Raw genomic sequence first — 22,358 nt, forward strand, 5'->3', positions numbered from 1 at the left:
TGTTACGACCGCACTCACTCCTTGTGTGGTGCGGGTTGTTGCTGGGTAAGGCAGTGAATATTGCCGCCACCCAGTAACAGTTCGCGACCAGGCACCATCACCACTTCATGCTGTGGGAACAGGTTCTGCAAGATCTCTTTCGCCGGGCCATCCTGCGGGTCGTCAAAGCTCGGCGCGATGATGCCGCCGTTGACGATCAGGAAGTTCACGTAGGAACCGGCCAGACGAACAGTCGGGTTACGCTCCTGCGTACCATTGACCGGATCGACACCGGCGCACTCTTGCTCGGTCGCAAACAGCGGACCCGGGATCGGCATTTTGTGCACCGTGAACGGGCGACCCTTGGCATCGGTGCTGCTTTGCAGCACGTTCATCGCCGCCTGGCAGCGCGGGTAGTTAGGGTCCTGTGGATCATCGGTCCAGGCCAACAGCACTTCACCTGGACGCACGTAGCAGCAGAAGTTATCCACATGGCCGTCGGTTTCGTCGTTGAACAAGCCATCCGGTAGCCAGATGATTTTATCCACAGCCAGGTTCGCACTCAGGACCGCTTCGATTTCAGCGCGATTCATGTGCGGGTTGCGATTGCGGTTGAGCAGGCATTCTTCGGTGGTGATCAGGGTGCCTTCGCCGTCGACGTGAATCGAGCCGCCTTCCAGCACGAAGCCTTCAGTGCGGTAGCGCGGGCTGCGCTCGATCTCGAGGATCTTGCCACCAACCTGCGAGTCGCGGTTCCACGGCGAATACAAGCCGCCGTCAAAGCCGCCCCAGGCGTTGAAGTCCCAGTTCACGCCACGGACTTCGCCACTGTCATTGATGACGAAGGTCGGACCGGAGTCGCGGACCCAGGCGTCGTCGCTGGACATTTCCACCACACGAATATTCGGCACGTCCAGACGGGCACGGGCGTTTTCGTACTGGCCGGCGGAAACCGCCACGGTCACCGGTTCGAAACGGGCGATGGCCTTGGCCACTGCCACATGCGCGGATTGTGCCGGTTTGCCACCCAGGCGCCAGTTGTCCGGGCGCTCGGGCCAGATCATCCAGGTCTGGGTTTGGGGTGCCCATTCGGCTGGCATGTAGAAGCCGTCGGCGCGAGGGGTGCTGTTCAACGTGGTCATGGCTCAGGACTCCGGAGTGGCATTGATGCCTGACAGAAATGGAAGCGCATTGGTACACGCCGTGGACTGGCCACTTTATATCCGATAAATATCGGCTTTTAAAGCGCCTTACATCCAGAGTTACAAAAACAATCGATAAAAAGCCGATATCAATCGAACTACCACAACGCTGCCCTGTAGGAGTGAGCCTGCTCGCGATGAGGCCATATCAGTCACCATTTTTTTGACTGGAAGACCGCTATCGCGAGCAGGCTCGCTCCCACAAAGGGCGTGTTTACAGCCCTTCTGCGAGCACCTTCGACAGCATGTCCACGAAGAAATCCACGCTCTGGCGCGAAGTGACCATCGGCGGCTTGATCTTGAGAATGTTCAGGTAATCACCGGTCGGCTGCATGAAAATCCCCAGCTCACGCAAGCGATCGCACAGTGCAGTGGTTTCTTCGGTGGCCGGCTCCAGGGTTTCGCGGTTGCGGATCAGTTCGACGCCCAGGTAGAAACCGGAACCATGCACCGCGCCCACTAACGGATGAATATCGATCAACGCTTCGAGGCGCTTCTTGAAGTGCCCGCCAACGACCTGGGCGTTCTCCCAGAGTTTTTCTTCTTCCATCACATCCAGCACGGCCATGCCGACCTGACAACTGACCGGGCTGCCGCCGGCGGACGAGAAGAAGTAACCCTCGGCCTCCAGCGCCTCGGCGATTTCCCGGCGGGTGATGACCGCGCCCAGTGGCTGGCCGTTGCCCATGCCCTTGGCCATGGTGATGATGTCCGGCACCACACCTTGCTCTTCGAAGCCCCAGAAGAACTCGCCCATGCGCCCGTAGCCGACCTGTACTTCGTCGGCGATGCACACGCCGCCCTGGGCGCGCACCATTGCATAAACCTGTTTCAGGTAGCCCGGTGGCAGCGAGATACCGCCGGCATTGCCATACACTGGCTCGCAAATGAAACCGGCCAGTTGGCGATTCTGCTCGGCGATTTTCGCCAGGTTGTGTTCGACGCTGCGCACATAATCCGGCGCGCTGTCGGGGCCACGGAATTCACCGCGATAGGTGTTTGGCGCGGTCACCGGGTGCACCCAGTCCGGGCGACTGCTCAAGGCCTTGGGGTTGTCGGCGATCGAGGTCGACACCGAGTCGGCCCCGACCGTCCAGCCGTGATAGGCCTCCAGCACGCTGAGCATGTCGCGGCCGCCGCTGTAGGCCCACGCCAGGCGAATCGCCAGGTCGTTGGCCTCGCTGCCGCTGTTGACCAGGAACACGCGGTCCATACCGTCAGGGGACAGCTTCAGCAAACGTTCGGAGAACTCGGCCACGGCCGCGTAGTTGAAGCGCGAGTTGGTGTTGAGCAACGACCACTGGCGGCTGGCGACGGCGGCCATGCGTGGATGGCCGTGGCCCAGCACCGCCACGTTGTTGAGCATGTCGAGGTAGGAACGACCCTGCATGTCAATCAGATGGTTGCGCCAGCCGCGCTCGATGCGCGGCGGGTCGACGTAATAATGTTTTTGCGTACGGGCGAAACTGGCGTCGCGCCGGGCCAGCAAGGTCGGTCCGTCGAGCTCGGCTTCGGCGTCACAGGCCAGCCCCAGCAACGCTGCCGGCGATGGACACAACGCTTGCCACGCCGCTGCGCGCGAAGGTGCACAGAACAACGGCGCATTGATCGACGCGCCACGGCAAAGTTGTACGATCAATGGCCCGTTGACCGAGCCCAGTACCTGGCCTTTGACCAGTGCCGCGCCGCTATGCAGCGACGGCGTGACGCCCCAAAGCCGCACACTCAATTGCGGGCCGTCCAGTTGCAGCACACCCGCCGACGGGTGATGCACCACCCCGGCAAACGGTGCTTCGACCGCTGTGCCCTGGAGCACGCGCAATTCGACGTGCAACGGGCAAGTGTCAGGTTCAGTGGCGCTGTCCGGGCGGGTGTGGGACAGGCGGTATTGTCCGTAGCGACTGGCCGCCAGGCCATGTGCCGCAGCGGCTTCATCCAGCAGGCGCTGATCGACGCCTTCCTGCTCCCAGTTCCCGGCCTCGAAATGCGGACTGAGCACGCCCAGGTCGATCAGCGCGAACTCACGCCCCACCAGGCTCGGCAACAGCGGCGCGAAGCCTTCGCTGCCGATGCTGGGCAGGTTCTGGCCGACGGCCGTGAGGATTGCCGCTTCCATCAACGCCAACGGCACTGACGTGGCCACACGGAAGATCTCCCATTCATGGACCAGGTTGTCGCGGCTGTAGGCATTGCCCGGATCGATGCTGACCTGCTGTTCGCCGCTGAGCACCAACACCGCCGCGCGGGCGACGATCAGCGGCCACAGCGCCAGCAGTTCTTCGTGTTGCAATGGATTGACCGCGTGATAGGCCTGTACCGCCGGCAAAATACAGAACGGATCGCCCTCGCCATGATGCAGCAGCGCGGCGCAGGTCACCGACAGATCGGTAATGCGCCAGGTGCGCACCAGGTCACCGAAATCGATCACGCCTTGCAGCTGCCAATGGCGCTGCGCATCGCGCTGCCACACCACGTTGTCATCGGTGATGTCCATGTGAATGGCCTGCACCGGCAGTCTGTCTTGCAGTGGCTGCAAATGCCGTTCGGCTTGCGCAGACGCTTCGACGATCAGTTTGCGTTGGGCCTCATCCTTGATCACCGGCAGCAAATGCGCGATCAGGGCGTGAGCATGGCGGGCGTCCCATTGCAGGGTTCGCACCAGACCCGGATGGTCGAAATCCGCCAGGGCCAGGTCCATTTCACCGCACAGACGACCGAAGCCAGACACCACCGTCGGATTGAAATGACCGAGGCTCGTCAGTGGCTGGCCTTCGATGTAGTCGAGCAGGCGAACGTGCACGGCCTGGCCACCCACGTCCAGCGACAGCAGGTCTGCACCGTTTTTCGCCGGGATAACACGCGGCACATGCACGTCGGGGTACTCGCCCAAGTGCCTGAGCCCGGCATGTTGTGCCTGAAGCTCCAGTACCGAGTAGTCGCCACGGCAGATTTTCAGGACGAAACGTCCCCGCTCGCTGTCGACGCGGTAGTTCAGGTCTTGCTGGCTGCCAAGGGCCTGCAACCTGCCGCTGAACCCGTAATGTTCTTCCAGCACCTCTAGCGCTTGCTCCGCAGACACCTGCGGGCTGGGCAAACTGGCGCGATGAATCAACGTGGCGAGCGGCATACAACGACCCCTGAAATTTTATTAGGCGCCTATATCGCCACTGGTTCGGGCGATACGCAACCCCCTGGAACCGGTAATGGTCATTTGCAGGGGCTGGAACAGGCCGGTAGATTTTTACTTGAGCACTCGCCCCGGTCGGCGCTTTGCGCAAGAATGGCGGCCATTCAACGCACACTGCTGGAGAGCCACCATGAATGTAGTGACCACCGACCTGCCCGGTGTTCTGATCCTTGAACCCAAGGTCTTTGGCGACGAACGTGGTTTCTTCTATGAGAGTTTCAACGCCCGGGCCTTCAAAGAGGCCACCGGACTGGACACTGAATTCGTTCAAGACAATCACTCCCGTTCGCAGAAGGGCGTGCTGCGCGGTCTGCACTACCAACTGGAAAATACCCAGGGAAAACTGGTTCGCGTCACGGTCGGTGAAGTGCTGGACGTGGCCGTAGACATCCGTCGCAGCTCACCGCACTTCGGTAAGTGGGTTGCTGTGCGCCTGTCTGCCGACAATCATCGTCAGCTCTGGGTCCCGGAAGGTTTCGCCCACGGGTTCGTCGTATTGAGCGAGTTTGCCGAGTTCCTTTACAAAACCACCGACTACTACACGCCCTCCGCCGAGCGCAGCATTCGCTGGAACGACCCGGACCTGGCCATCGACTGGCAACTGCAGGGCACGCCGCAGCTGTCGGCGAAAGATCAGGCCGGCGTATTTTTCAAGGACGCCGACGTTTTTGCCTGAAAGGCCGGCTGAAGCTCGCCTATCAAGATGCACCTGACCCAAGGCGGGCAAGCCTAGGCATAATGCGCCTGTACCCACAGGCGCATGCTGCTCATGAAACCGACTCTCCCTCCCAGACCCCGTTGGCGCAGCCTGGCCCTGCTGGCACTGTGCCTGGCGCCGTTGCTGTGGCCGCTGCAGCATCTCGCCGAGCGTTACTACCGCAGCGAGCTGGCCAGTCAGAATCGTCAGACCCTCGACCTCTACGTCGCCAACCTGCTGGGTACCCTGCATCGCTATGAAGTGCTGCCGCAGATCCTCGGCGACCTGCCGGCCTTGCGTGCCGTTCTTGGCGCACCGGACGATGGCGTCACCCAAGGCAACGCCAACCGCCTGCTGAAAAACATCGCCACCCAGACCGGCGCCGAAGTCATGTACCTGATGGACGCCAACGGCAAGACCCTGGCCGCCTCCAACTGGGACAAGCACGACAGTTTCGTCGGGCGCAATTTTTCCTTCCGTCCGTATTTCAGCGAAGCCATGGCCGGGCGGCTCGGGCGCTTTTTCGGCCTGGGCACCACCTCCGCCAAGCGCGGCTACTTCTTCGCCGCCGGCGTGCGTGATGGCGAAAAAATCGTCGGCGTGCTGGTGGTCAAGGTCGACCTCGACCACACCGAAAGCCTCTGGGGAAAAACCCCGGAACAACTGCTGCTGACCGACCACAACGGCGTGGTCATTCTCACCTCGCGACCGGAGTGGCGATTCCGCTCGACCCGCCCGTTGAACGAGGAAGAAGGCAAAGCCATCACCGCGATTCAACCCTATCCAACCCGCGAGCCAAAACCGCTGAAACTCAATCCCAATGCCTGGCTGACCCAGACCCAGCAGATCGCCGAAACCGGCTGGGACGTCAGCATCCTGGCCCCGCGCACCTTGATCGACCGCCCGGTGCGCACGGTGGTGGCCATCGGTGGTGCAACGTTGCTGGTGTTGATGTTGCTGCTCGGCCTGATGATGCAGCGCCGCCGCCATTACCTCGAACGCATTGCTTTCGAAGCCAAGGCCCGGCGCGAGCTGGAAGGTCGGGTCGCCGAGCGCACCAGCGATCTCGAAGGCCTGAACCGGCGCCTGAAACAGGAAGTGCTGGAGCGCGAACAGGCTCAGCAGGAGCTGGTACGCGCCCAGGATGATCTGGTGCAGGCCGGCAAATTGTCGGCACTGGGCACCATGTCGGCGAGCATCAGCCACGAACTCAATCAGCCGCTGGCAGCGATTCGCAGCTACGCGGAAAACGCCGAAGTGCTGCTCGATCACCAGCGCACCGACGATGCCCGCGGCAACCTCAAGCTGATCAGCGAATTGACCGGTCGCATGGCCTCGATCATCGCCCACTTGCGCGCCTTTGCCCGACGCGACCGGCATGCCCCGGAAAGCGTCGCCCTGCAACCGGCGCTGGACGATGCCCTGGCCTTGTTGGCCAAGCGTCGACGCAGCATGGAAGTCGAGCTGATCCGTGACTTGCCCGCCGCCACCCTGTGGGTCGAGGCCGGGGAAACCCGCCTGCGCCAGGTGCTTGGCAATCTGCTGGCCAACGCCCTGGATGCCCTGACGGAAAAAGGTCCGCCACGTAAACTCTGGCTAAGTGCCCAATCCACGGCCGATGGCGTCAACCTGTACATTCGCGACAACGGCCCCGGCTTTTGCATGGAAGCCCTTGGGCGCGCCAGCGAGCCGTTCTACACCACCAAGACCCGAACCCAGGGCCTCGGTCTGGGGCTGGCGATTTGCGAAACCCTGATGCGCGCCTTCGGCGGTGAACTGTCGTTCGCCAATCACAAGGAGGGCGGCGCCCTGATTACCCTGAAGCTGCGCGCAGGCGCACCGGGCGTGAGCCTGCAACCGTCCGAGGACCGAAGTGCATGACCATCGACAACCGCATTCAGGTCGTGTTGATCGACGACGATCCCCACTTGCGCCAGGCCCTGAGCCAGACGCTGGATCTGGCGGGCCTGAAAATCCTGCCGCTGGCCGAAGCCAAGGGCCTGGCCGCGCAACTGGAGCGCGACTGGCCGGGGGTGGTGGTCAGTGACATCCGCATGCCCGGCATGGACGGTCTGGAACTGCTGACCGAATTGCATGCCCAGGACCCTGAGCTACCGGTGCTGCTGATCACCGGCCACGGCGATGTGCCGCTGGCCGTGCAGGCCATGCGTGCCGGGGCGTATGACTTTCTGGAAAAGCCCTTCGCCAGCGACGCCCTGCTCGACAGTGTGCGCCGAGCGCTGGCCCTGCGTCGGCTGGTGCTGGACAACCGCAGCCTGCGGTTGGCCTTGAGCGACCGCAATGAGCTGAGCGCCCGCCTGGTTGGCCACTCACCTTCGATGCTGCGCCTGCGCGAGCAGATCGGTGCCCTGGCGGCGACCAAGGCCGATGTACTGATCCTCGGCGAAACCGGCGCTGGCAAAGAAGTCGTGGCCCGGGCGCTGCACGATTTATCAAGCCGTCGCAACGGTCCGTTCGTGGCGATCAACGCCGGTGCCCTGGCCGAATCAGTGGTCGAAAGCGAGCTGTTCGGCCACGAGCCCGGCGCCTTCACTGGCGCGCAAAAGCGTCGCATCGGCAAGTTCGAATTCGCCAATGGCGGCACGCTGTTCCTCGATGAAATCGAAAGCATGAGCCTGGACGTACAGGTCAAATTGCTGCGCTTGCTGCAAGAACGGGTAGTCGAACGCCTGGGCGGCAATCAACTGATCCCGCTGGACATCCGCATCATCGCCGCCACCAAGGAAGACCTGCGCCAGGCGGCGGATCAAGGACGTTTTCGTGCCGACTTGTATTACCGCCTGAATGTCGCGCCATTGCGGATTCCACCATTGCGCGAACGGGGCGAAGATGCGCTGATGCTGTTCCAGCATTTCGCCGATGAAGCCAGTGCTCGCCACGGCTTGCCGCCCCATGAGCTGCAACCGGGACAACGTGCCTTGCTGCTGCGCCACACCTGGCCAGGCAACGTGCGCGAGCTGCAAAATGCGGCCGAGCGTTTTGCCCTCGGGCTGGAACTGGCCCTCGACAACAACACGCCGCAAGGCGGTGCTGGCAACAGGGTCGAAGTCGTCAGCGGCGGTTTGAGCGAGCAAGTGGAGAACTTCGAAAAAACCCTCATCGCCGCCGAACTGGCACGCTCGCACAGCTCCGTGCGCAGCGTCGCCGAAGCCCTCGGCATTCCGCGCAAGACCCTGCACGACAAACTGCGTAAACATGGTCTGAGTTTTGCCGACAGTGGCGCCTCGGCCCATCCTGACGACCTCGACTGAGCTACCGTCCAATCATCCACTTCAAGCAAGAGGCCCCCTGAATGAGCCGCGACAGTCGACAACTGGAATCAGTCCTCCATCACGACATTCCCCTCACCCGGGACATGGGCCTCAAAGTGCTCGACTGGCATGACCAGCAACTGCGCCTGCACTTGCCGCTGGAAGCCAACGTCAATCACAAGAGCACCATGTTCGGCGGCAGCCTGTATTGCGGCGCGGTGCTGGCCGGTTGGGGCTGGCTGCATTTGCGCCTCAAGGAAGAAGGCATTACCGACGGGCACATCGTGATTCAGGAAGGGCAGATCAGCTATCCGCTGCCAGTGACGGGCGATGCCAACGCCATTTGCCAGGCGCCGGATCCGGTGATCTGGAAGAAATTCCTGACTACCTTCCAGCGATACAGCCGAGCGCGATTGACGCTGCATACGCGGGTCGTCAATGAAGGCCGTGATGAGGATGCGGTGAGGTTTATCGGGCAGTACGTGCTGCACCGCTGAGTCGGATCAGGCACAAAAATCTGTGGCGAGGGGGCTTGCCCCCTCACCACAAAGTCGGAGGCAGCCTCAGGAGCGGGCCAGTTCCAGCAACTTCTGCCGCCAAGCCGCCTTCGCCGGCAACGCCAGAAAGAATGCGTTCAACAACGACTCCCGCGCCGGATAGCTGAACGGCTCACCGCTCAACTCCAGCACCTCACCACCCGCGCCTTCCAGCACGCCTTGCGCTGCCGCCGTGTCCCACTGCGAAGTCGGTGCCAGGCGTGGATAGCAATCCGCCGCCCCTTCTGCCAGCAGGCAAAACTTCAGCGAGCTGCCGATATTGGCCAGTTGCAGCTCGCCAAGACTGGCGCTCAACCCGGCCAGCAATCGCTCCTGCTCCGGGCTCGAATGACGACGGCTGGCCACCACGGTGAACGACTCGCCTGGCGCTATTGCATCACGCACCTTGATCGCCACCGGCGTGCCACCTTTATCGCCGCGCCAGGCACCGAGGCCGGCGCCACCGACATAAAAACGCCCGTTGGTCGGCATCGACACCACGCCGAACACCACCCGACCGTTTTCGATCAGGGCGATGTTGACGGTGAACTCTTCGCTGCCGCTGATGAACTCCTTGGTGCCATCCAGCGGATCAACCAGCCACCAGCGCTGCCATCCGGCCCGCACGCTTTGAGGGATGTTGGCGTCCTCTTCGGAGAGCACCGGAATGCTTGGGTCCAGTTTCGTCAGCCCGGCCAGAATCAGATGGTGTGCGGCCAGGTCAGCAGCGGTCACCGGCGAATCATCAGCCTTCGCCGTGACGGCCGTGCCCGTGCGCCAGAACGGCAGGATCGCCTCACCGGCCTGCAAGGCCAGCTCGATGACCGGTGCCATCAACGGATGCGGAAAACTCATGGCTGGAACGCTCCGCGCTGAGTCAACAGGTCTCGGGCCAGGTACAGCGCCGCCAAGGCACGGCCTTCAGTAAATTGCGGGTTTTGCGCCAGCGCCGAGAGTTCACGCAGATTGATCTTGTCCACCCGCATCGGCTCGGGCTCGTCGCCTTCCAGACGCTCTTCGTAGAGGTCGGTGGCCAGCACCACCTGAATTTTCTGGCTCATGTAACCGGGGGACAGCGACAGCTCGGTCAGGTGCTCCAGTTGCCGCGCACCGAAACCGGCCTCTTCCTTGAGCTCACGCTCGGCCGCCGCCAGCACGTCTTCACCCGGCTCGATCAAACCCTTGGGCAACGACATTTCATATTCATCGGTACCGCCGCAATACTCCTCGACCAGTACCGCATGCTCGGCATCGAGCATCGCCACGATCATCACCGCGCCGTACCCGGCACCCTTGCCGACCAGGCGTTCATAGGTGCGTTCCACGCCGTTGGAAAAGCGCAACTTCAGCTCTTCCACGCAGAATAATCGACTGGTGGCGACAATTTCGCGGGCGAGTATGGTGGGTTTCTGGCGCATGCAAAGCTCCTTGGCGTGAACGCGCTACTATAACGCGGCTTTCCCGATTGTTTACGCCAGAAATCTTTCTACTGCCCGAGACGTTGCCATGCCTTCATTACCCTGGTCCGACATCGATACCGTTCTGCTGGACATGGACGGCACGCTGCTGGACCTGCATTTCGACAACCACTTCTGGATGGAGCACCTGCCCCAGCGTTACGCCGAACTGCACGGGGTCAGCCGGGCCATGGCCGAGATGGAATTGCAGCCGTTGTTCGAGCGCAATGCCGGCCAGTTGCAGTGGTACTGCCTGGATTTCTGGAGCGCCGAACTGAAGCTGTCGGTGCGCGACCTGAAACTGGAAACCGCGCACCTGATCGCCCTGCGCCCGGATGCCGACACCTTTCTGGCGGCGATCAAACGGGCCGGCAAGCGCGTGGTGCTGATCACCAATGCCCATCGGGATGCGCTGTCGTTGAAGCTGGAAAAAGTCGAGCTGGCGCCGTACTTCGAGCGCTTGATCAGCTCCCATGACTACGGCTTCCCCAAGGAAAACCCGCAGTTCTGGGATGCGTTGCAAGCCGACATCGATTTCGATCCGGCGCGCAGCCTGTTCATCGACGACACCTTGCCAATCCTGCGCAGTGCACGGGACTTTGGCGTGGCGCATTTGCTGGCCGTGCGTGAGCCGGACAGCCGCAAGGGGCCGAAGGATACGGCGGAGTTTGCGGCGGTGGGGGATTATCGGGATTTGATTGCGGGGCATTGATTGACCTACGGGCCTCGCATTACTCGGGAATCCAGCCCGACCAATGACCCCGCTTGCGATAGAATCGGCCCCTTCCCGCGCCCAGGAGCGAAGATGGACATCAAGCAGCTGAAATTCCTCATCGCGCTCGACGAAACCCGCCATTTCGGTCAGGCCGCCGCGCGCTGCCACATTACTCAACCGACACTGTCGATGCGCCTGCGCAACCTCGAAGAAGAACTCGACCTGCCGCTGGTCAATCGCGGTCAGCGCTTCGAAGGTTTTACGGCGCCGGGCGAGCGAGTGCTGGCGTGGGCACGCACGGTGCTGGCGGCGTACGACGGCTTGTACGCCGAGGCGGCCGCCTGTCGCGGCAATCTGGTCGGTACGTTGCGTCTGGGCGTGGTGCCGCTGTCGAGTTTCGATCCGCTGCCGCTGTTGCAACGCCTGCATGCCGAGCATCCGAACCTGCGCTTCGAGCTTTCAGCGCTGAGTTCGGAGCAAATACTCGAACAACTGGCGAACAATCGCCTGGACCTCGGTGTTTCCTACCTGGAGCGCCTGGACACCGAACATTTCGACTCTCTGGCCTTCAGCGAAACCCGCATGGGGCTGCTCTACGACCAACGCTTTTTCAGCTTTGGCGAGGCGCCGCTGAGCTGGGAATCATTGATCGAACTGCCACTGGGCATGCTCTCCAGCGGCATGCATTTTCGCCAATCCATCGACCACAACTTCCACAGCCGCGGCCTCACCCCACAGCCGCTGTTGCAAACGGATGCCGTGCATCAACTTTTACAAACTGTGCACGGTGGCTTGTGCTGCGCCGTGATGCCGTTGGACGGAGGTCTGGAAGAGCTGACCGATCATCTGCGCCTGCAACCGATCGAAAACGCCCAGACCGTGGGCCGGCTGGGGCTGATCATGCGTCGCAGCGCGCCACGCTCGGCCTTGGCGGAGGCCTGTTTCGCGATTTATCGACAATCGTTGCCCAGTGCTTGATCGACAGTATCTATCGGTACATCAGTACTAACGATTAGACGTGACAAGTTGTCACGCCTAGTCTTAAAGCTGATCAAACCGTCGGTGATGCCATGAACACCAAGCGCCCAGTCTGCGCGGCGCCTGCCCTCGAAACGCCCGCGCCCGCCGCCAGCCAGACATACAGTTACAGCAACCTTGCAGACACGGAATCGACCAGCACCGCGCTGGCCGAGGAAGTCGCGTTGGCGATTGCCTACAACGGCATCAGCCAGGCCGTCATGCTGGTGACACCCACGGACCTCGAAGACTTCATTGTCGGTTTCAGCCTGGGCAGCGGGATCATCGAGGACGCCACTGATATTTATGACCTGCAACTGACCGGCTCTGGCTCGGCGCAATACGCGCAAGTGACCATCGCCAACCGCGCCTTCTGGAACCTCAAGCAGCAGCGTCGGCAACTGGCCGGCACCAGCGGTTGCGGGCTGTGCGGTGTGGAAGCAGTGGAGCAGGCACTGCCCGAGCTTCAGGTGTTGCCTGGCGCACCCTTGCCGCCTGCCGAATGGCTCGACGGCCTGCGCCAGCGCATCGGCGCGTTCCAGCCCCTTGGCCAGCACAGTGGTGCGGTACATGCCGCGGTGTTCATGAATGATCAGGGCGAGTTGCTGCTGGGTCGCGAAGACATCGGTCGGCACAACGCCCTCGACAAACTGATCGGCGGATTGATCCGTCAAAAGATCCCGACCGCTGGCGGGCTGGCGATCGTCACCAGCCGCTGCAGCCTCGAATTGATCCAGAAAGTCTTGCGCGCCGGCATCCAGACCCTGGTCAGCCTGTCGTCGCCCACGGGCCTTGCCGTGCAATGGGCCCGTCGCCACAACCTCAACCTCATCCATCTGCCACAGAAGAATGCACCGCGGGTCTACAGCCCAACGTTGGAGAAACAAGCGTGAGTCAACACCGTCAAGCCGACCAGACACCTGTCCCTCGCTACAAGCCCTACAAAGGCCCGGCCGGTGGTTGGGGCGCACTGATCAGCGTCGCCCAGGCCTGGTTGACCAGTGACAACGCGCTGAAAAACCTGCGCATGATGCTCAAGACCAACAAGAACGGCGGCTTCGACTGCCCCGGTTGTGCCTGGGGTGATTCCAAGGAAGGCGGCATGGTGATGTTCTGCGAGAACGGTGCCAAAGCGGTGAACTGGGAGGCGACAAAACGCCGGGTCGACGCAAAGTTCTTCGCCAAACACAGCGTCACCGCGCTGCTGGAGCAAAGCGACTACTGGCTCGAATATCAGGGGCGCCTGACCGAGCCGATGAGCTACGACGCCGAAACCGACCGCTACAAGCCGATCAGCTGGGACGACGCGTTCGCGCTGATCGCCAAACACCTGAACGGCTTGTCGAGCCCGGATCAGGCCGAGTTCTACACCTCGGGTCGGGCCAGCAACGAAGCGGCTTTTCTCTATCAGCTGTTCGTGCGCGCCTATGGCACCAACAACTTCCCTGATTGCTCGAACATGTGTCACGAGGCCAGCGGTGTCGCGATGTCGCAAAGCGTCGGTGTCGGCAAAGGCACTGTGACCTTCGACGACTTCGAACACGCCGACGCGATTTTCGTCTGGGGCCAGAACCCTGGCACCAACCACCCGCGGATGCTCGAGCCGTTGCGCGAAGCGGTGAAGCGCGGCGCTCAGGTGGTGTGCATCAACCCGCTCAAGGAGCGTGGCCTGGAACGTTTTCAGCACCCGCAGCATGCGATCGAAATGCTCACCAACGGCGACAAGCCAACCAACACCGCATTCTTCCGCCCGGCCCTGGGCGGCGACATGGCGATCATGCGCGGTATGGCGAAATTCCTCCTGCTGTGGGAGCGCGATGCGCAGAAAACCGGCGCCCCGGCAGTGTTCGACCACGACTTCCTCAATGAACACTGCGTCAATGTGCTGGAGTACCTGGCGGTCATCGACGACACCCCGTGGGAGCAAATCGTCGAGCAGTCGGGCCTGACGCTGATAGAGATCGAACAAGTGGCGCGCCTGTACGCCAAGGGCAAGAACGTCATCATGTGCTGGGCCATGGGCATCACCCAGCACCGGCATTCGGTGGCGACCATCCAGGAAATCGCCAACCTGATGCTGCTGCGCGGCAACGTCGGCCGGCCCGGTGCCGGTCTATGTCCGGTGCGCGGTCACAGCAACGTGCAGGGCGACCGCACCATGGGCATCAACGAGTGTCCGCCAGTGGCCTTCCTCGATGCCTTGGAGCGTCGCTTCAAGTTCAAGGTGCCGCGCCACAACGGCCACAACGTGGTCGAGGCGATTCATGCGATGGCTGAAGGCCGGGCGAAAGTCTTTATCGGTCTGGGCGGCAATTTCGCCCAAGCCACGCCGGACAGCCCACGCACGTTCCAGGCTCTGCAGAACTGCGACCTGACCGTGCAGATCAGCACCAAGCTCAACCGCAGCCATTTGATCCACGGCAAGGACGCGCTGATCCTGCCGTGCCTGGGCCGCACCGACATCGATATCCAGACCGAAGGCCCGCAAGCGGTGACGGTGGAAGATTCGTTCAGCATGGTCCACGCCTCCAATGGTCAACTGCAGCCGCTGTCGAACCAGATGCGTTCGGAGCCGGCGATCCTGGCCGGCATCGCCGCCGCTACCCTGGGTAGCCACCCGGTGGACTGGAACTGGCTGGTGGCCGATTACCGTCGCATCCGTGACCTGATTGCCGAGACCATTCCAGGCTTCAAGGGCTTCAACGAGAAGGTCAAGGATCCGGGCGGTTTCTACCTGGGCAGCAGTGCCGGTGCGCGCAAGTGGAACACTGCGTCGGGCCGGGCCAATTTCAAGCCAAACATCCTGCCCGGGGATCTGGTGCACGAACGCACCCGCGCCACCGGAGTGCTGCCGGATCTGATCATGCAATCGATGCGTTCCCACGATCAGTACAACACCACGATCTATGGTCTCAACGACCGTTATCGCGGCGTGAAGGGACAGCGCGACGTGTTGTTCGTCAACGAAGCCGACATCATCCGCCTGGGCTTCAAGCCGGGGCAGAAGGCGGACATCGTTTCGCTTTGGGACGATGGTGTTGAACGTCGGGTAAAAGGCTTCACGCTGCTGGCGTTTGATATCCCGGCCGGGCAAGCGGCGGCCTACTATCCGGAAGTGAACCCGTTGGTGCCGCTGGAAAGCACCGGCGATGGCAGCCATACGCCAACATCGAAGTTTGTGGCGATCCAGTTGAAAGCGGCGAGTGAGACCGGGTTGATCATGGCCAGGTCTGCGTAATGTGTTGTCTTGACTGGCCCCATCGCGAGCAGGCTCGCTCCCACAGTTTTTTTCTGTTGTTCACACAATCTGCGTTCGACTGAAATCCCTGTGGGAGCGAGCTTGCTCGCGATGGGGCCAGACCAATCACCAAAAACTCCGGACCCTGCACTTTCCTTTCGCCCACAAAAAAGGCCGTTCTCTCACGAAAACGGCCTTTGCCAAGTAGTAAAAGACCGGCAAAAAAACGTTAAGTTCCGCCCGAAAAACAGTAACTTGCAATATTGTATACAGGTCGTGTTATTCGTCGGATTTCGATTGTCACGCCCATTCCAGAGCCTCAGGATCGCGCCGTCATCCCCTTGAGGTTCCTCCATGAAGTTCTCCTCCATTCTCTTGTTGTCCCTTGGCCTGGTCAGCGGTATCGCGTCTGCTGGCGGCACCACCGAAGCCGGTGTAGGCGGCGCATTGGGCGGGGTTCTAGGCTCGGTCGTCGGTCAGTCGTTAGGCGGCAGTACAGGTTCCACCATCGGCGCAGCCCTGGGTGGCGCGGGTGGTAGCGCCGTCGGCGCAAACAAACACAGCCGTGGCGAAGCAGCCCTTGGCGGTGCGTTGGGCGCAGCAGGCGGTAACGTGGTCGGCCGCAGCATGGGCGGCACGACCGGCAGTCTGATCGGCGCCGCAGCAGGCGGCGGTGCCGGTGGCGCGCTGGGTAACCACATGGGCAAAGATTACGATGATGAAGACGGCGGTCATCGTTCGTATCGCGACCATGACGATCGTCGTTACTACCGTGACGACCATCCGGGCCGCGGCCATGCCTATGGCCATCGCAAGCACCACCACAGGTATTACCGCGACTAAGGCCTCGAGCGCCTCGCTGGTGAGTACATCAAGAATCGCAGCCCAAGGGCTGCGGTTTTTTTTTTAGCCTTACTGAACCACCAGACACTCCAGCGCTCCGCGCAACCCTGCCGGAATCGCCACGGGTTGATTCGACGCACGATCGACAAACACATGCACGAAGCGCCCTGCCGCGCAGGCTTCGTCTTCCCCTTGCTTGAACACCGCCAGTTCGTATTGCACCGAACTGTTGCCCAGCTTGCCCACCCGCAGACCGATCTCGATGCGGTCCGGGAAGGCAATGGAAGCAAAGTAATCACAGGCCGAGCTCACCACGAACCCCACTACCTCACCGTCCTGGATATCCAGGCCGCCGACTTCGATCAGGTAGGTGTTCACCGCCGTATCGAAGAAGCTGTAATAGGTAACGTTGTTGACGTGTCCGTAGACGTCATTGTCGTGCCAGCGGGTGGTGATGGGTTGGAAGTGCGGGTAGTCGGTGCGTTGGATTGCCGGGTTGGACATCAGTGTCAGTTCCTGGAGTGAGTCCTGCAGTCTAAGGTGAAACCGCGTTATCGTTCTTCGCGAGCAGGCTCGCTCCCACATTATTTGATCTTCGGTGAACACAGATTTTGTGTATGACCGATATCCAATGTGGGAGCGAGCCTGCTCGCGAAGGCGCCCTCACAGGCGCAACATCAATCACTTGTCAGCAAAGCCCTTGCCAGCCGCCGCCAGCTCACCAATCACCCGCGCCGGTTGCCAGTGATCGCCCTGACGCGTCTCAAGGTCCATCAAGCGCCAGTGAATGTCCGCCAGTCCCTGCTGATCCGCCCAGGCCATCGGCCCGCCCTTGTCCGCCGGGAATCCGTAACCATTGAGGTAGACCAGATCGATGTCGTGAGCCGACCCGGCAATGCCCTCCTGAAGAATCTTCGCACCTTCATTGACCAGTGCCAGCAAGCAGCGCTCCAGAATTTCTTCCGGGCCGATTTCGCGGCGATGGAACCCCAACCCTTCGCTGACTTCCAGCACCAGCGCATCCACCTGTGGATCGTGTTCGGCCTGGCGACTGCCCGGCTCATAGTGGTAATAGCCATTGCCACTCTTCTGGCCAAAGCGCCCCATTTCGCACAGTCGGTTATCCACCTGAACCTCTGGAGCGTCCTGCCCGACACCGGACAGTTGCCGGGCGCGCCACTGCAGGTCGACACCCACCACGTCGAACATGCGGAACGGCCCCATGGCGAAACCGAACCCTTGCAGCGCTGCGTCCACCTGGTAGGGATAAGCGCCTTCCAGCAGCATTTTTCGCGCTTCGAGCACGTAGGTATTGAGCATGCGGTTGCCAATGAAGCCGTCGCAATTACCCGCCACCACACTGACCTTGCCCATGCGCTGGCCGAGCGCCAGTGCTGCGTCGAGAACTGCCGGTGCAGTCTGCGCGCCACGGACGATTTCCAGCAGCTTCATGATGTGCGCCGGACTGAAAAAGTGCAGGCCCAGGACCTGCTGCGGGCGACCTGTAACCGCAGCAATGGCGTCGATGTCCAGCGCCGAAGTATTGCTCGCCAGAATCGCTTCAGGTTTGAGCAGGCCATCGAGCTCGCGGAAAATTTTCTGCTTGAGCTCAAGGTTTTCGTACACCGCTTCGATGACCAGGTCGACATCGCGGATGGCCGTATAACCAACCGCCGCCGTAACGCGCGCCACACGGGCATCGGCTTCGTTCTGGTCAATGCGGCCCTGGCGCACGTTGTGGGCATAGGTGTCCGCCACGGTGACCAGCGCTTGCTCCAGCATCTGCGGGTTATTGTCGAGCCACTGCACGGCCACTCCGGCGTTGGCCAGGCACATGACAATGCCACGGCCCATGGTGCCCGCGCCGATGACGGCGGCGCGCTGAATATTCAACGGTGTCTGGCTCATGTTTTGTTCTCTTGTTGGCGATCCGAAGACAGCCATCACCATAGTCAGACACCGCGATTTTTTGAAATTTATTCCTGTGATGAGCAACATTCAGCGGATGGATGTCGCCTCGAAGGCACCGCCGATCCCTGTGGGAGCGAGCCTGCTCGCGAAGGCGGTGTGTCAGTTGCCATCACTGTTGAATGTGCCGGCGTCATCGCGAGCAGGTCGGATCGCCGCACCGTCGCTCCCACATTGACCGTGTTTCAGCCTGCCAGATGTTGCTCGGCCCACTCCCGCACCCCGGCATACGGATAATCTTCCAGCGCCGCAAACCCGGGAATCGACCGCGCCTTGAGCTTGGTGAACAATGGCACGCTGATCCCGCACAGAAACCGTGTCACGCGTTCAGCCGAGGGCACGTTGCCCGTGTGCTGCTCGTGCCTGTGGATAAAATCGCCACACAGCGCCTCGAAATTTTTATCCACAAGCGCCGGCAACTCCGGTGGTGCGGGCAACCGCGCCACTTGCCCGTGACACACCGAACAATGCCCGCATTTCTGCGGTGCATTGTGGTCACCGAAATACTCGGCCAGGCGATAACCCAGGCATCGGTCGGTGGCGAACAGATCCAGCATCGCGTGAATCCGCGCGACTTCGGTGTGCTCATGCCGAGTGAAATAGCCGTGCAGCTCCTCGCTCAACGCGACGTTGTCGAACCCGCTTTGCAGCACGCTGTAGACTTCGGTCATCTGCTTGCTTTCGAGCTCCACCCAGCCCTTTTCCTGGAAGTAATCCAGCGCCTTGACCACCCGACTGCGCTCGGCCTTGTGCTGCTCGTACAGCGCCTCGAAATTCACCGTGGCCCAGGTCCTGGCGCGGCTGGAAGTCTGGATGATCGCAGCGACAAAATCCCTGCGCTCGCCTTCGAAACGCGCCAATAGCGCCTCGGGCTCCAGCAAATACTTGAAACGGTACTCGGCGTAGTACGCGTAGCGCGGGGCGATCAACCCGCGCAATTCGAGTTGCACCAGCAAGGTCTTGAGCGGCAACTGACGAATATTGCTCTGATCGGCCAACGGTCCCAGCAGAAACTCCCACTGGCCTTCGGGTGCTGCGACATGCATTTCGTCAAGCACGCAACGGATGCCATCCAGCTCGGGCGTGTCGCCGTAGACGAAATTCTCCAGCACGTTGAGGCTGTCGCGGTTGGCCAACACCAGGCAGTCCGACGGCTGCCCGTCACGCCCGGCGCGGCCGATTTCCTGGCTGTAGTTTTCGATGGATTTTGGCAGGTCGAAATGCACCACGTTGCGGATGTCACTCTTGTCGATACCCATGCCAAAGGCAATGGTGGCGACGATGCAATTGGACTGCCCGCCCATGAAGCGACGCTGGATCGCTTCCCGTTGCTCATGGGGCAAACCGGCGTGATAAGCCTCGGCCTGAATGCCGTTGCGGTTCAGGTGTTCAGCTATGTGCTCGGCGGTTTTCTGCAAAGTGACATAGACGATGCCCGGCTGGTCCGGACGCTGGCTCATCCATTCGACCAGGCGCCTGCGCTTGTCCGCTCCGCGAACAGGCTCCACCAGCAAATTCAGGTTCGAGCGATAGAAACCGGTGGTCACCACATCGGCGGCGGCGATGGCGAATTTCGCCTGCATGTCGGCGATGACCTTTGGCGTCGCCGTTGCGGTCAGCAGCAGCACCTGCGGGATGTTGAACTGGCGTTGATAGTCGGGAAGCTTGAGGTAGTCCGGGCGAAAGTTATGACCCCATTCGGAAATGCAATGCGCCTCGTCCACCACCAGTAGCGAGATCGGCACCTGCTGCAGAAAGTGCCGGAAGCGCTCGTTCTTCAGGCGCTCCACGGAGATCATCAAAATCTTCAGCTCGCCGGATTTGGCCCGGGCCATGACGTCGCTGGCGTCGTCGCGGCTCTGGGCCGAATCGATACTGCCCGCCGAGATACCGTGGCGTTGCAGGAACGCCAGCTGATCCTGCATCAACGCCAGCAACGGCGAGACCACCAGCGTCAGGTGCGGCAGCAACAGCGCTGGCAATTGGTAGCAAAGGGATTTGCCGGAACCGGTGGGGAAAATCGCTGCCGCCGAACGCCCGTCCAGCACGGCACTGACGGCCGCCTCCTGACCGGGTCGAAATTGTGGATAACCGAAAACCTGTTCCAGGGTGTTGTGCATAAGCTGTCACTCCGTTGACCACTGCAGAGCCAAAAGACTAGTCGGCGATCGCAGCGAATCGAGAAAAGGTTGGGGCATAAACGATACGGGATGATACAGCCTCAACGCAGCCCTGCTGGCGCCACAGATTGAAACACACAGAGCACTTTGCCACCTGACGCCCCGTCTCCCCCCACAGGTATGGTTCACCCCCTACACCCGTAACGCTGCGCGAAGTCTTCATGACAACAGGAGGCCTGATGTGCGCGGCCCCTGCCGAAGGACCGACCATGTTTCAACGAACTGTTTTTCCATTTGCTCTGTTGCTGCCAGTGCCGCTGCTGCTCAGTGGATGTCTGACCACGCCCGAAAAGCCCGGAATCAAACCAGACATATTCGAAACAGCTGAGTATCAGGCCCAAAAGGGGTTGGCGGTCATCCAGGCATCACACCTGTACGCACGTGGCGGCACCGGCCAAGGCGTCCCCGTCGCATTGATTGACTCGGGCCTGAACGCCGAACTGCCAGAATTTCAAGGCCGGGTCCGCGACCCCGGCTTTGACTATGTCGAGAATCGTCCCGGCACCCATGATCGCGTTGGCCACGGCACTCAAATGGCCGGCATTCTGGCCGCCAACAAAGACGACCAGGGTATGCACGGCGTTGCGTTCAACGCTCAACTGATCCCCTACCGTTTCGGTGACGACAACGAACCCTTCTTTTTCGACAGTGAAATTTCCCGCTCCTGGCAAGCCGGGTTCGATCTCGGTGCGCGCATATTCAACAACTCGTGGGCCAATGCCATTCCAGCAACGGAAATCACCGAAGCACGTTACAAACAGGTCATGCCCGAGTCGCTGACGAGCGCGCGAAACCTGGTTCAGCAAGGCGCGGTATTCGTGTTTCCGACCGGTAATGAACTCAAACGAGAGCCTCTTGCAGAGCCGGGTTTACCCCTTGCCATCCCTGAGTTGGAAAAGGGCTGGATCGCCGTGGTTGCATTGAAAAACGATGGCAGTGCCATCAATGGCAAATCCAATTATTGTGGTGTCGCAGCGGCCTGGTGCATCGCCGTTCCTGGTGGTGACTCAGGCGCAGACCAGGGATTGCTGACCACTGGCAAGGACGGCAAATACGTCCAGACTGCCGGTACGTCCCCCGCCGCCGCATTGGTCAGTGGCGCGATGGCGGCAGTCCAGAGCCTGTACCCCGAAATGAGTGCACAGCAAGTGCGCAACCACTTGCTTGAAACCGCAAACCGGACCGGTCTCTACGCCAACAGTGAAGCCTACGGCCGAGGATTGCTCGACCTTGATGCGGCGTCGCGACGCTGAAGATCAAATGTGGGAGTGAGCCTGCTCGCGAAGAGGCCAACACTCCCACCGCAAAACTCGAAATACCCGACATAGTCCGAGGCCCCCTCTACCGAGATTTGCTGCGAAGCGGCTGAAAACGCCGTAAGCGTTTTTACCCCTCGCCATTTCACGTTGAAAACCCACCACCAACGTGTAGTCCCTTTCCTTAAAAAATGACAAAATCCTTACAACGCCTGTCGATCTCAGCCGTCTTGTCCCCCAACGCCATACCCTCCTATAGTTTCCAGCGCGGCTGAAAACAGTGTCTCGGCCTGCCGGGAACACTTGCCGATTTCGCACAGGACCCACTCAATGAAAACCCCCGACTCACTGACAGCCCGCTACCACCCACTCAAGACCCGCTACAGCGAAACCCCGGTGCTGGTCATCGATACCGAGGCCGACCCCATCGAGATCCTCGATGCCGCCCGACAACGCATCCGCGCCGCCAGCGACCTGCTCGAAACCCTTTATTGCACGTGTTTCAATCATGCCGAAGCGAGCGACATCCCCAAGATCGTCAGCGCCCTGTACCTGCTGACCCAGGACGGCAACGACATGCTCGACATCGCCCGGCAACGCTTGCCGAAACTCACCGGCTGAAGCACCACCACAATCCCCTGTAGGAGCTGGCTTGCCAGCGATGAACGATAACGCGGTGTACTGCGGACATTTATGTCCTCGCAGTGCATTGCCATGGCGGCTGTGTGCGGGACGCCTTCGGGCGAGCCGGGAGTTCTACAGCACTAATTACACCACGTAACGAATGAAGTTCCCGCCCCCACCTTTATCC

General features: G+C 61.1%; 18 protein-coding genes. 11 read left to right on the forward strand and 7 right to left on the reverse strand.

Annotated elements, in window-relative coordinates; genetic code table 11:
• Window positions 1-14: 14 nt before the first annotated feature.
• Together aguA and KGA83_RS15990 are read right to left on the reverse strand one after the other, a co-directional pair.
• The gene (aguA, locus tag KGA83_RS15985) at window positions 15-1,121 is read right to left on the reverse strand and encodes an agmatine deiminase (protein WP_108216140.1); all 1,107 of its coding nucleotides are present in this window, start codon (window positions 1,119-1,121) and stop codon (window positions 15-17) included.
• Window positions 1,122-1,395: 274 nt separating this feature from the next.
• Window positions 1,396-4,308 carry an aminotransferase gene (locus KGA83_RS15990; RefSeq protein ID WP_223530155.1) on the reverse strand — a complete coding sequence of 971 codons (2,913 nt, stop codon included), beginning with the start codon at window positions 4,306-4,308 and terminating at the stop codon, window positions 1,396-1,398.
• Between the two features lie 190 nt (window positions 4,309-4,498).
• Here KGA83_RS15990 and rfbC point away from each other — a divergent pair, with 190 nt between their 5' ends.
• The 4 genes from rfbC to KGA83_RS16010 all read left to right on the forward strand — a co-directional run bounded on the left by rfbC (window position 4,499) and on the right by KGA83_RS16010 (window position 8,834).
• On the forward strand, window positions 4,499-5,044 hold the full coding sequence (rfbC, locus tag KGA83_RS15995; RefSeq protein ID WP_108216142.1) for a dTDP-4-dehydrorhamnose 3,5-epimerase: 546 nt from the start codon (window positions 4,499-4,501) through the stop codon (window positions 5,042-5,044).
• Window positions 5,045-5,137: 93 nt separating this feature from the next.
• On the forward strand, window positions 5,138-6,946 hold the full coding sequence (locus tag KGA83_RS16000; protein WP_115948304.1) for an ATP-binding protein: 1,809 nt from the start codon (window positions 5,138-5,140) through the stop codon (window positions 6,944-6,946).
• Window positions 6,943-8,337: a sigma-54-dependent transcriptional regulator gene (locus KGA83_RS16005; RefSeq protein ID WP_108216143.1), complete on the forward strand. Its 1,395-nt coding sequence runs from the start codon at window positions 6,943-6,945 to the stop codon at window positions 8,335-8,337. The genes KGA83_RS16000 and KGA83_RS16005 overlap by 4 nt, the downstream gene beginning before the upstream one ends.
• A gap of 41 nt (window positions 8,338-8,378) precedes the next feature.
• Window positions 8,379-8,834 carry a YiiD C-terminal domain-containing protein gene (locus KGA83_RS16010; protein WP_108216144.1) on the forward strand — a complete coding sequence of 152 codons (456 nt, stop codon included), beginning with the start codon at window positions 8,379-8,381 and terminating at the stop codon, window positions 8,832-8,834.
• Window positions 8,835-8,900: 66 nt separating this feature from the next.
• Here the strand turns inward: KGA83_RS16010 and cysQ are convergent, their stop codons facing one another.
• On the reverse strand, window positions 8,901-9,728 hold the full coding sequence (gene cysQ, locus KGA83_RS16015; RefSeq protein WP_115948286.1) for a 3'(2'),5'-bisphosphate nucleotidase CysQ: 828 nt from the start codon (window positions 9,726-9,728) through the stop codon (window positions 8,901-8,903).
• Window positions 9,725-10,291 (reverse strand): ADP compounds hydrolase NudE, encoded by a 567-nt coding sequence (gene nudE / locus KGA83_RS16020; protein WP_108216146.1) that lies wholly within the window; start codon window positions 10,289-10,291, stop codon window positions 9,725-9,727. Before nudE ends, cysQ begins: the two co-directional genes overlap by 4 nt.
• Window positions 10,292-10,379: 88 nt before the next feature.
• Between nudE and yrfG the strand changes: the two genes are divergently transcribed.
• From yrfG to KGA83_RS16045, 5 genes are all read left to right on the forward strand, one after another.
• Window positions 10,380-11,042 (forward strand): GMP/IMP nucleotidase, encoded by a 663-nt coding sequence (gene yrfG / locus KGA83_RS16025; protein WP_223530156.1) that lies wholly within the window; start codon window positions 10,380-10,382, stop codon window positions 11,040-11,042.
• A 93-nt stretch (window positions 11,043-11,135) separates the two neighbouring features.
• Window positions 11,136-12,023, forward strand: a complete 888-nt coding sequence (locus KGA83_RS16030) for a LysR family transcriptional regulator (protein ID WP_108216148.1) — start codon at window positions 11,136-11,138, stop codon at window positions 12,021-12,023.
• A gap of 92 nt (window positions 12,024-12,115) precedes the next feature.
• Window positions 12,116-12,955, forward strand: coding sequence for a formate dehydrogenase accessory sulfurtransferase FdhD (gene fdhD / locus KGA83_RS16035; protein ID WP_108216149.1), 840 nt, complete (start codon window positions 12,116-12,118; stop codon window positions 12,953-12,955).
• Window positions 12,952-15,300, forward strand: coding sequence for an FdhF/YdeP family oxidoreductase (locus KGA83_RS16040; protein WP_223530158.1), 2,349 nt, complete (start codon window positions 12,952-12,954; stop codon window positions 15,298-15,300). The genes fdhD and KGA83_RS16040 overlap by 4 nt, the downstream gene beginning before the upstream one ends.
• A 354-nt stretch (window positions 15,301-15,654) precedes the next feature.
• Window positions 15,655-16,143: a glycine zipper domain-containing protein gene (locus KGA83_RS16045; RefSeq protein ID WP_108216151.1), complete on the forward strand. Its 489-nt coding sequence runs from the start codon at window positions 15,655-15,657 to the stop codon at window positions 16,141-16,143.
• Between the two features lie 69 nt (window positions 16,144-16,212).
• On the opposite strand, the gene KGA83_RS16050 is transcribed toward KGA83_RS16045, so the two are convergent.
• From KGA83_RS16050 to KGA83_RS16060, 3 genes are all read right to left on the reverse strand, one after another.
• Window positions 16,213-16,647, reverse strand: coding sequence for an acyl-CoA thioesterase (locus KGA83_RS16050; RefSeq protein WP_223530159.1), 435 nt, complete (start codon window positions 16,645-16,647; stop codon window positions 16,213-16,215).
• A gap of 177 nt (window positions 16,648-16,824) precedes the next feature.
• Entirely contained in the window at window positions 16,825-18,051 is a 1,227-nt protein-coding gene (locus KGA83_RS16055; protein WP_223530161.1) for a 3-hydroxyacyl-CoA dehydrogenase, read from the reverse strand.
• Window positions 18,052-18,296: 245 nt separating this feature from the next.
• Window positions 18,297-20,231, reverse strand: a complete 1,935-nt coding sequence (locus KGA83_RS16060; RefSeq protein ID WP_108216155.1) for an ATP-dependent DNA helicase RecQ — start codon at window positions 20,229-20,231, stop codon at window positions 18,297-18,299.
• A gap of 269 nt (window positions 20,232-20,500) precedes the next feature.
• Between KGA83_RS16060 and KGA83_RS16065 the strand changes: the two genes are divergently transcribed.
• Complete coding sequence (locus KGA83_RS16065) at window positions 20,501-21,544, forward strand: S8 family peptidase (RefSeq protein ID WP_108216482.1); 1,044 nt, start codon at window positions 20,501-20,503, stop codon at window positions 21,542-21,544.
• 333 nt (window positions 21,545-21,877) lie between these two features.
• Window positions 21,878-22,168 (forward strand): hypothetical protein, encoded by a 291-nt coding sequence (locus KGA83_RS16070; RefSeq protein ID WP_108216156.1) that lies wholly within the window; start codon window positions 21,878-21,880, stop codon window positions 22,166-22,168.
• The last annotated feature ends 190 nt before the right edge of the window (window positions 22,169-22,358 follow it).

This window comes from Pseudomonas sp. GL-R-19 (assembly GCF_019956375.1).
Taxonomy (GTDB): Bacteria; Pseudomonadota; Gammaproteobacteria; order Pseudomonadales; family Pseudomonadaceae; genus Aquipseudomonas.

Excerpts from the sequence above, each read along its gene's own strand:
- KGA83_RS16010 (WP_108216144.1), top strand. The coding sequence starts at position 8,379 with ATGAGCCGCGACAGTCGACAACTGGAATCAGTCCTCCATCACGACATT.
- KGA83_RS16055 (WP_223530161.1), bottom strand. The coding sequence starts at position 18,051 with ATGAGCCAGACACCGTTGAATATTCAGCGCGCCGCCGTCATCGGCGCG.
- KGA83_RS16065 (WP_108216482.1), top strand. The coding sequence starts at position 20,501 with ATGTTTCAACGAACTGTTTTTCCATTTGCTCTGTTGCTGCCAGTGCCG.
- KGA83_RS15990 (WP_223530155.1), bottom strand. The coding sequence starts at position 4,308 with ATGCCGCTCGCCACGTTGATTCATCGCGCCAGTTTGCCCAGCCCGCAG.
- nudE (WP_108216146.1), bottom strand. The coding sequence starts at position 10,291 with ATGCGCCAGAAACCCACCATACTCGCCCGCGAAATTGTCGCCACCAGT.
- KGA83_RS16060 (WP_108216155.1), bottom strand. The coding sequence starts at position 20,231 with ATGCACAACACCCTGGAACAGGTTTTCGGTTATCCACAATTTCGACCC.
- KGA83_RS16070 (WP_108216156.1), top strand. The coding sequence starts at position 21,878 with ATGAAAACCCCCGACTCACTGACAGCCCGCTACCACCCACTCAAGACC.
- KGA83_RS16005 (WP_108216143.1), top strand. The coding sequence starts at position 6,943 with ATGACCATCGACAACCGCATTCAGGTCGTGTTGATCGACGACGATCCC.
- KGA83_RS16000 (WP_115948304.1), top strand. The coding sequence starts at position 5,138 with ATGAAACCGACTCTCCCTCCCAGACCCCGTTGGCGCAGCCTGGCCCTG.
- yrfG (WP_223530156.1), top strand. The coding sequence starts at position 10,380 with ATGCCTTCATTACCCTGGTCCGACATCGATACCGTTCTGCTGGACATG.
- aguA (WP_108216140.1), bottom strand. The coding sequence starts at position 1,121 with ATGACCACGTTGAACAGCACCCCTCGCGCCGACGGCTTCTACATGCCA.
- KGA83_RS16050 (WP_223530159.1), bottom strand. The coding sequence starts at position 16,647 with ATGTCCAACCCGGCAATCCAACGCACCGACTACCCGCACTTCCAACCC.
- fdhD (WP_108216149.1), top strand. The coding sequence starts at position 12,116 with ATGAACACCAAGCGCCCAGTCTGCGCGGCGCCTGCCCTCGAAACGCCC.
- KGA83_RS16045 (WP_108216151.1), top strand. The coding sequence starts at position 15,655 with ATGAAGTTCTCCTCCATTCTCTTGTTGTCCCTTGGCCTGGTCAGCGGT.
- rfbC (WP_108216142.1), top strand. The coding sequence starts at position 4,499 with ATGAATGTAGTGACCACCGACCTGCCCGGTGTTCTGATCCTTGAACCC.
- cysQ (WP_115948286.1), bottom strand. The coding sequence starts at position 9,728 with ATGAGTTTTCCGCATCCGTTGATGGCACCGGTCATCGAGCTGGCCTTG.
- KGA83_RS16030 (WP_108216148.1), top strand. The coding sequence starts at position 11,136 with ATGGACATCAAGCAGCTGAAATTCCTCATCGCGCTCGACGAAACCCGC.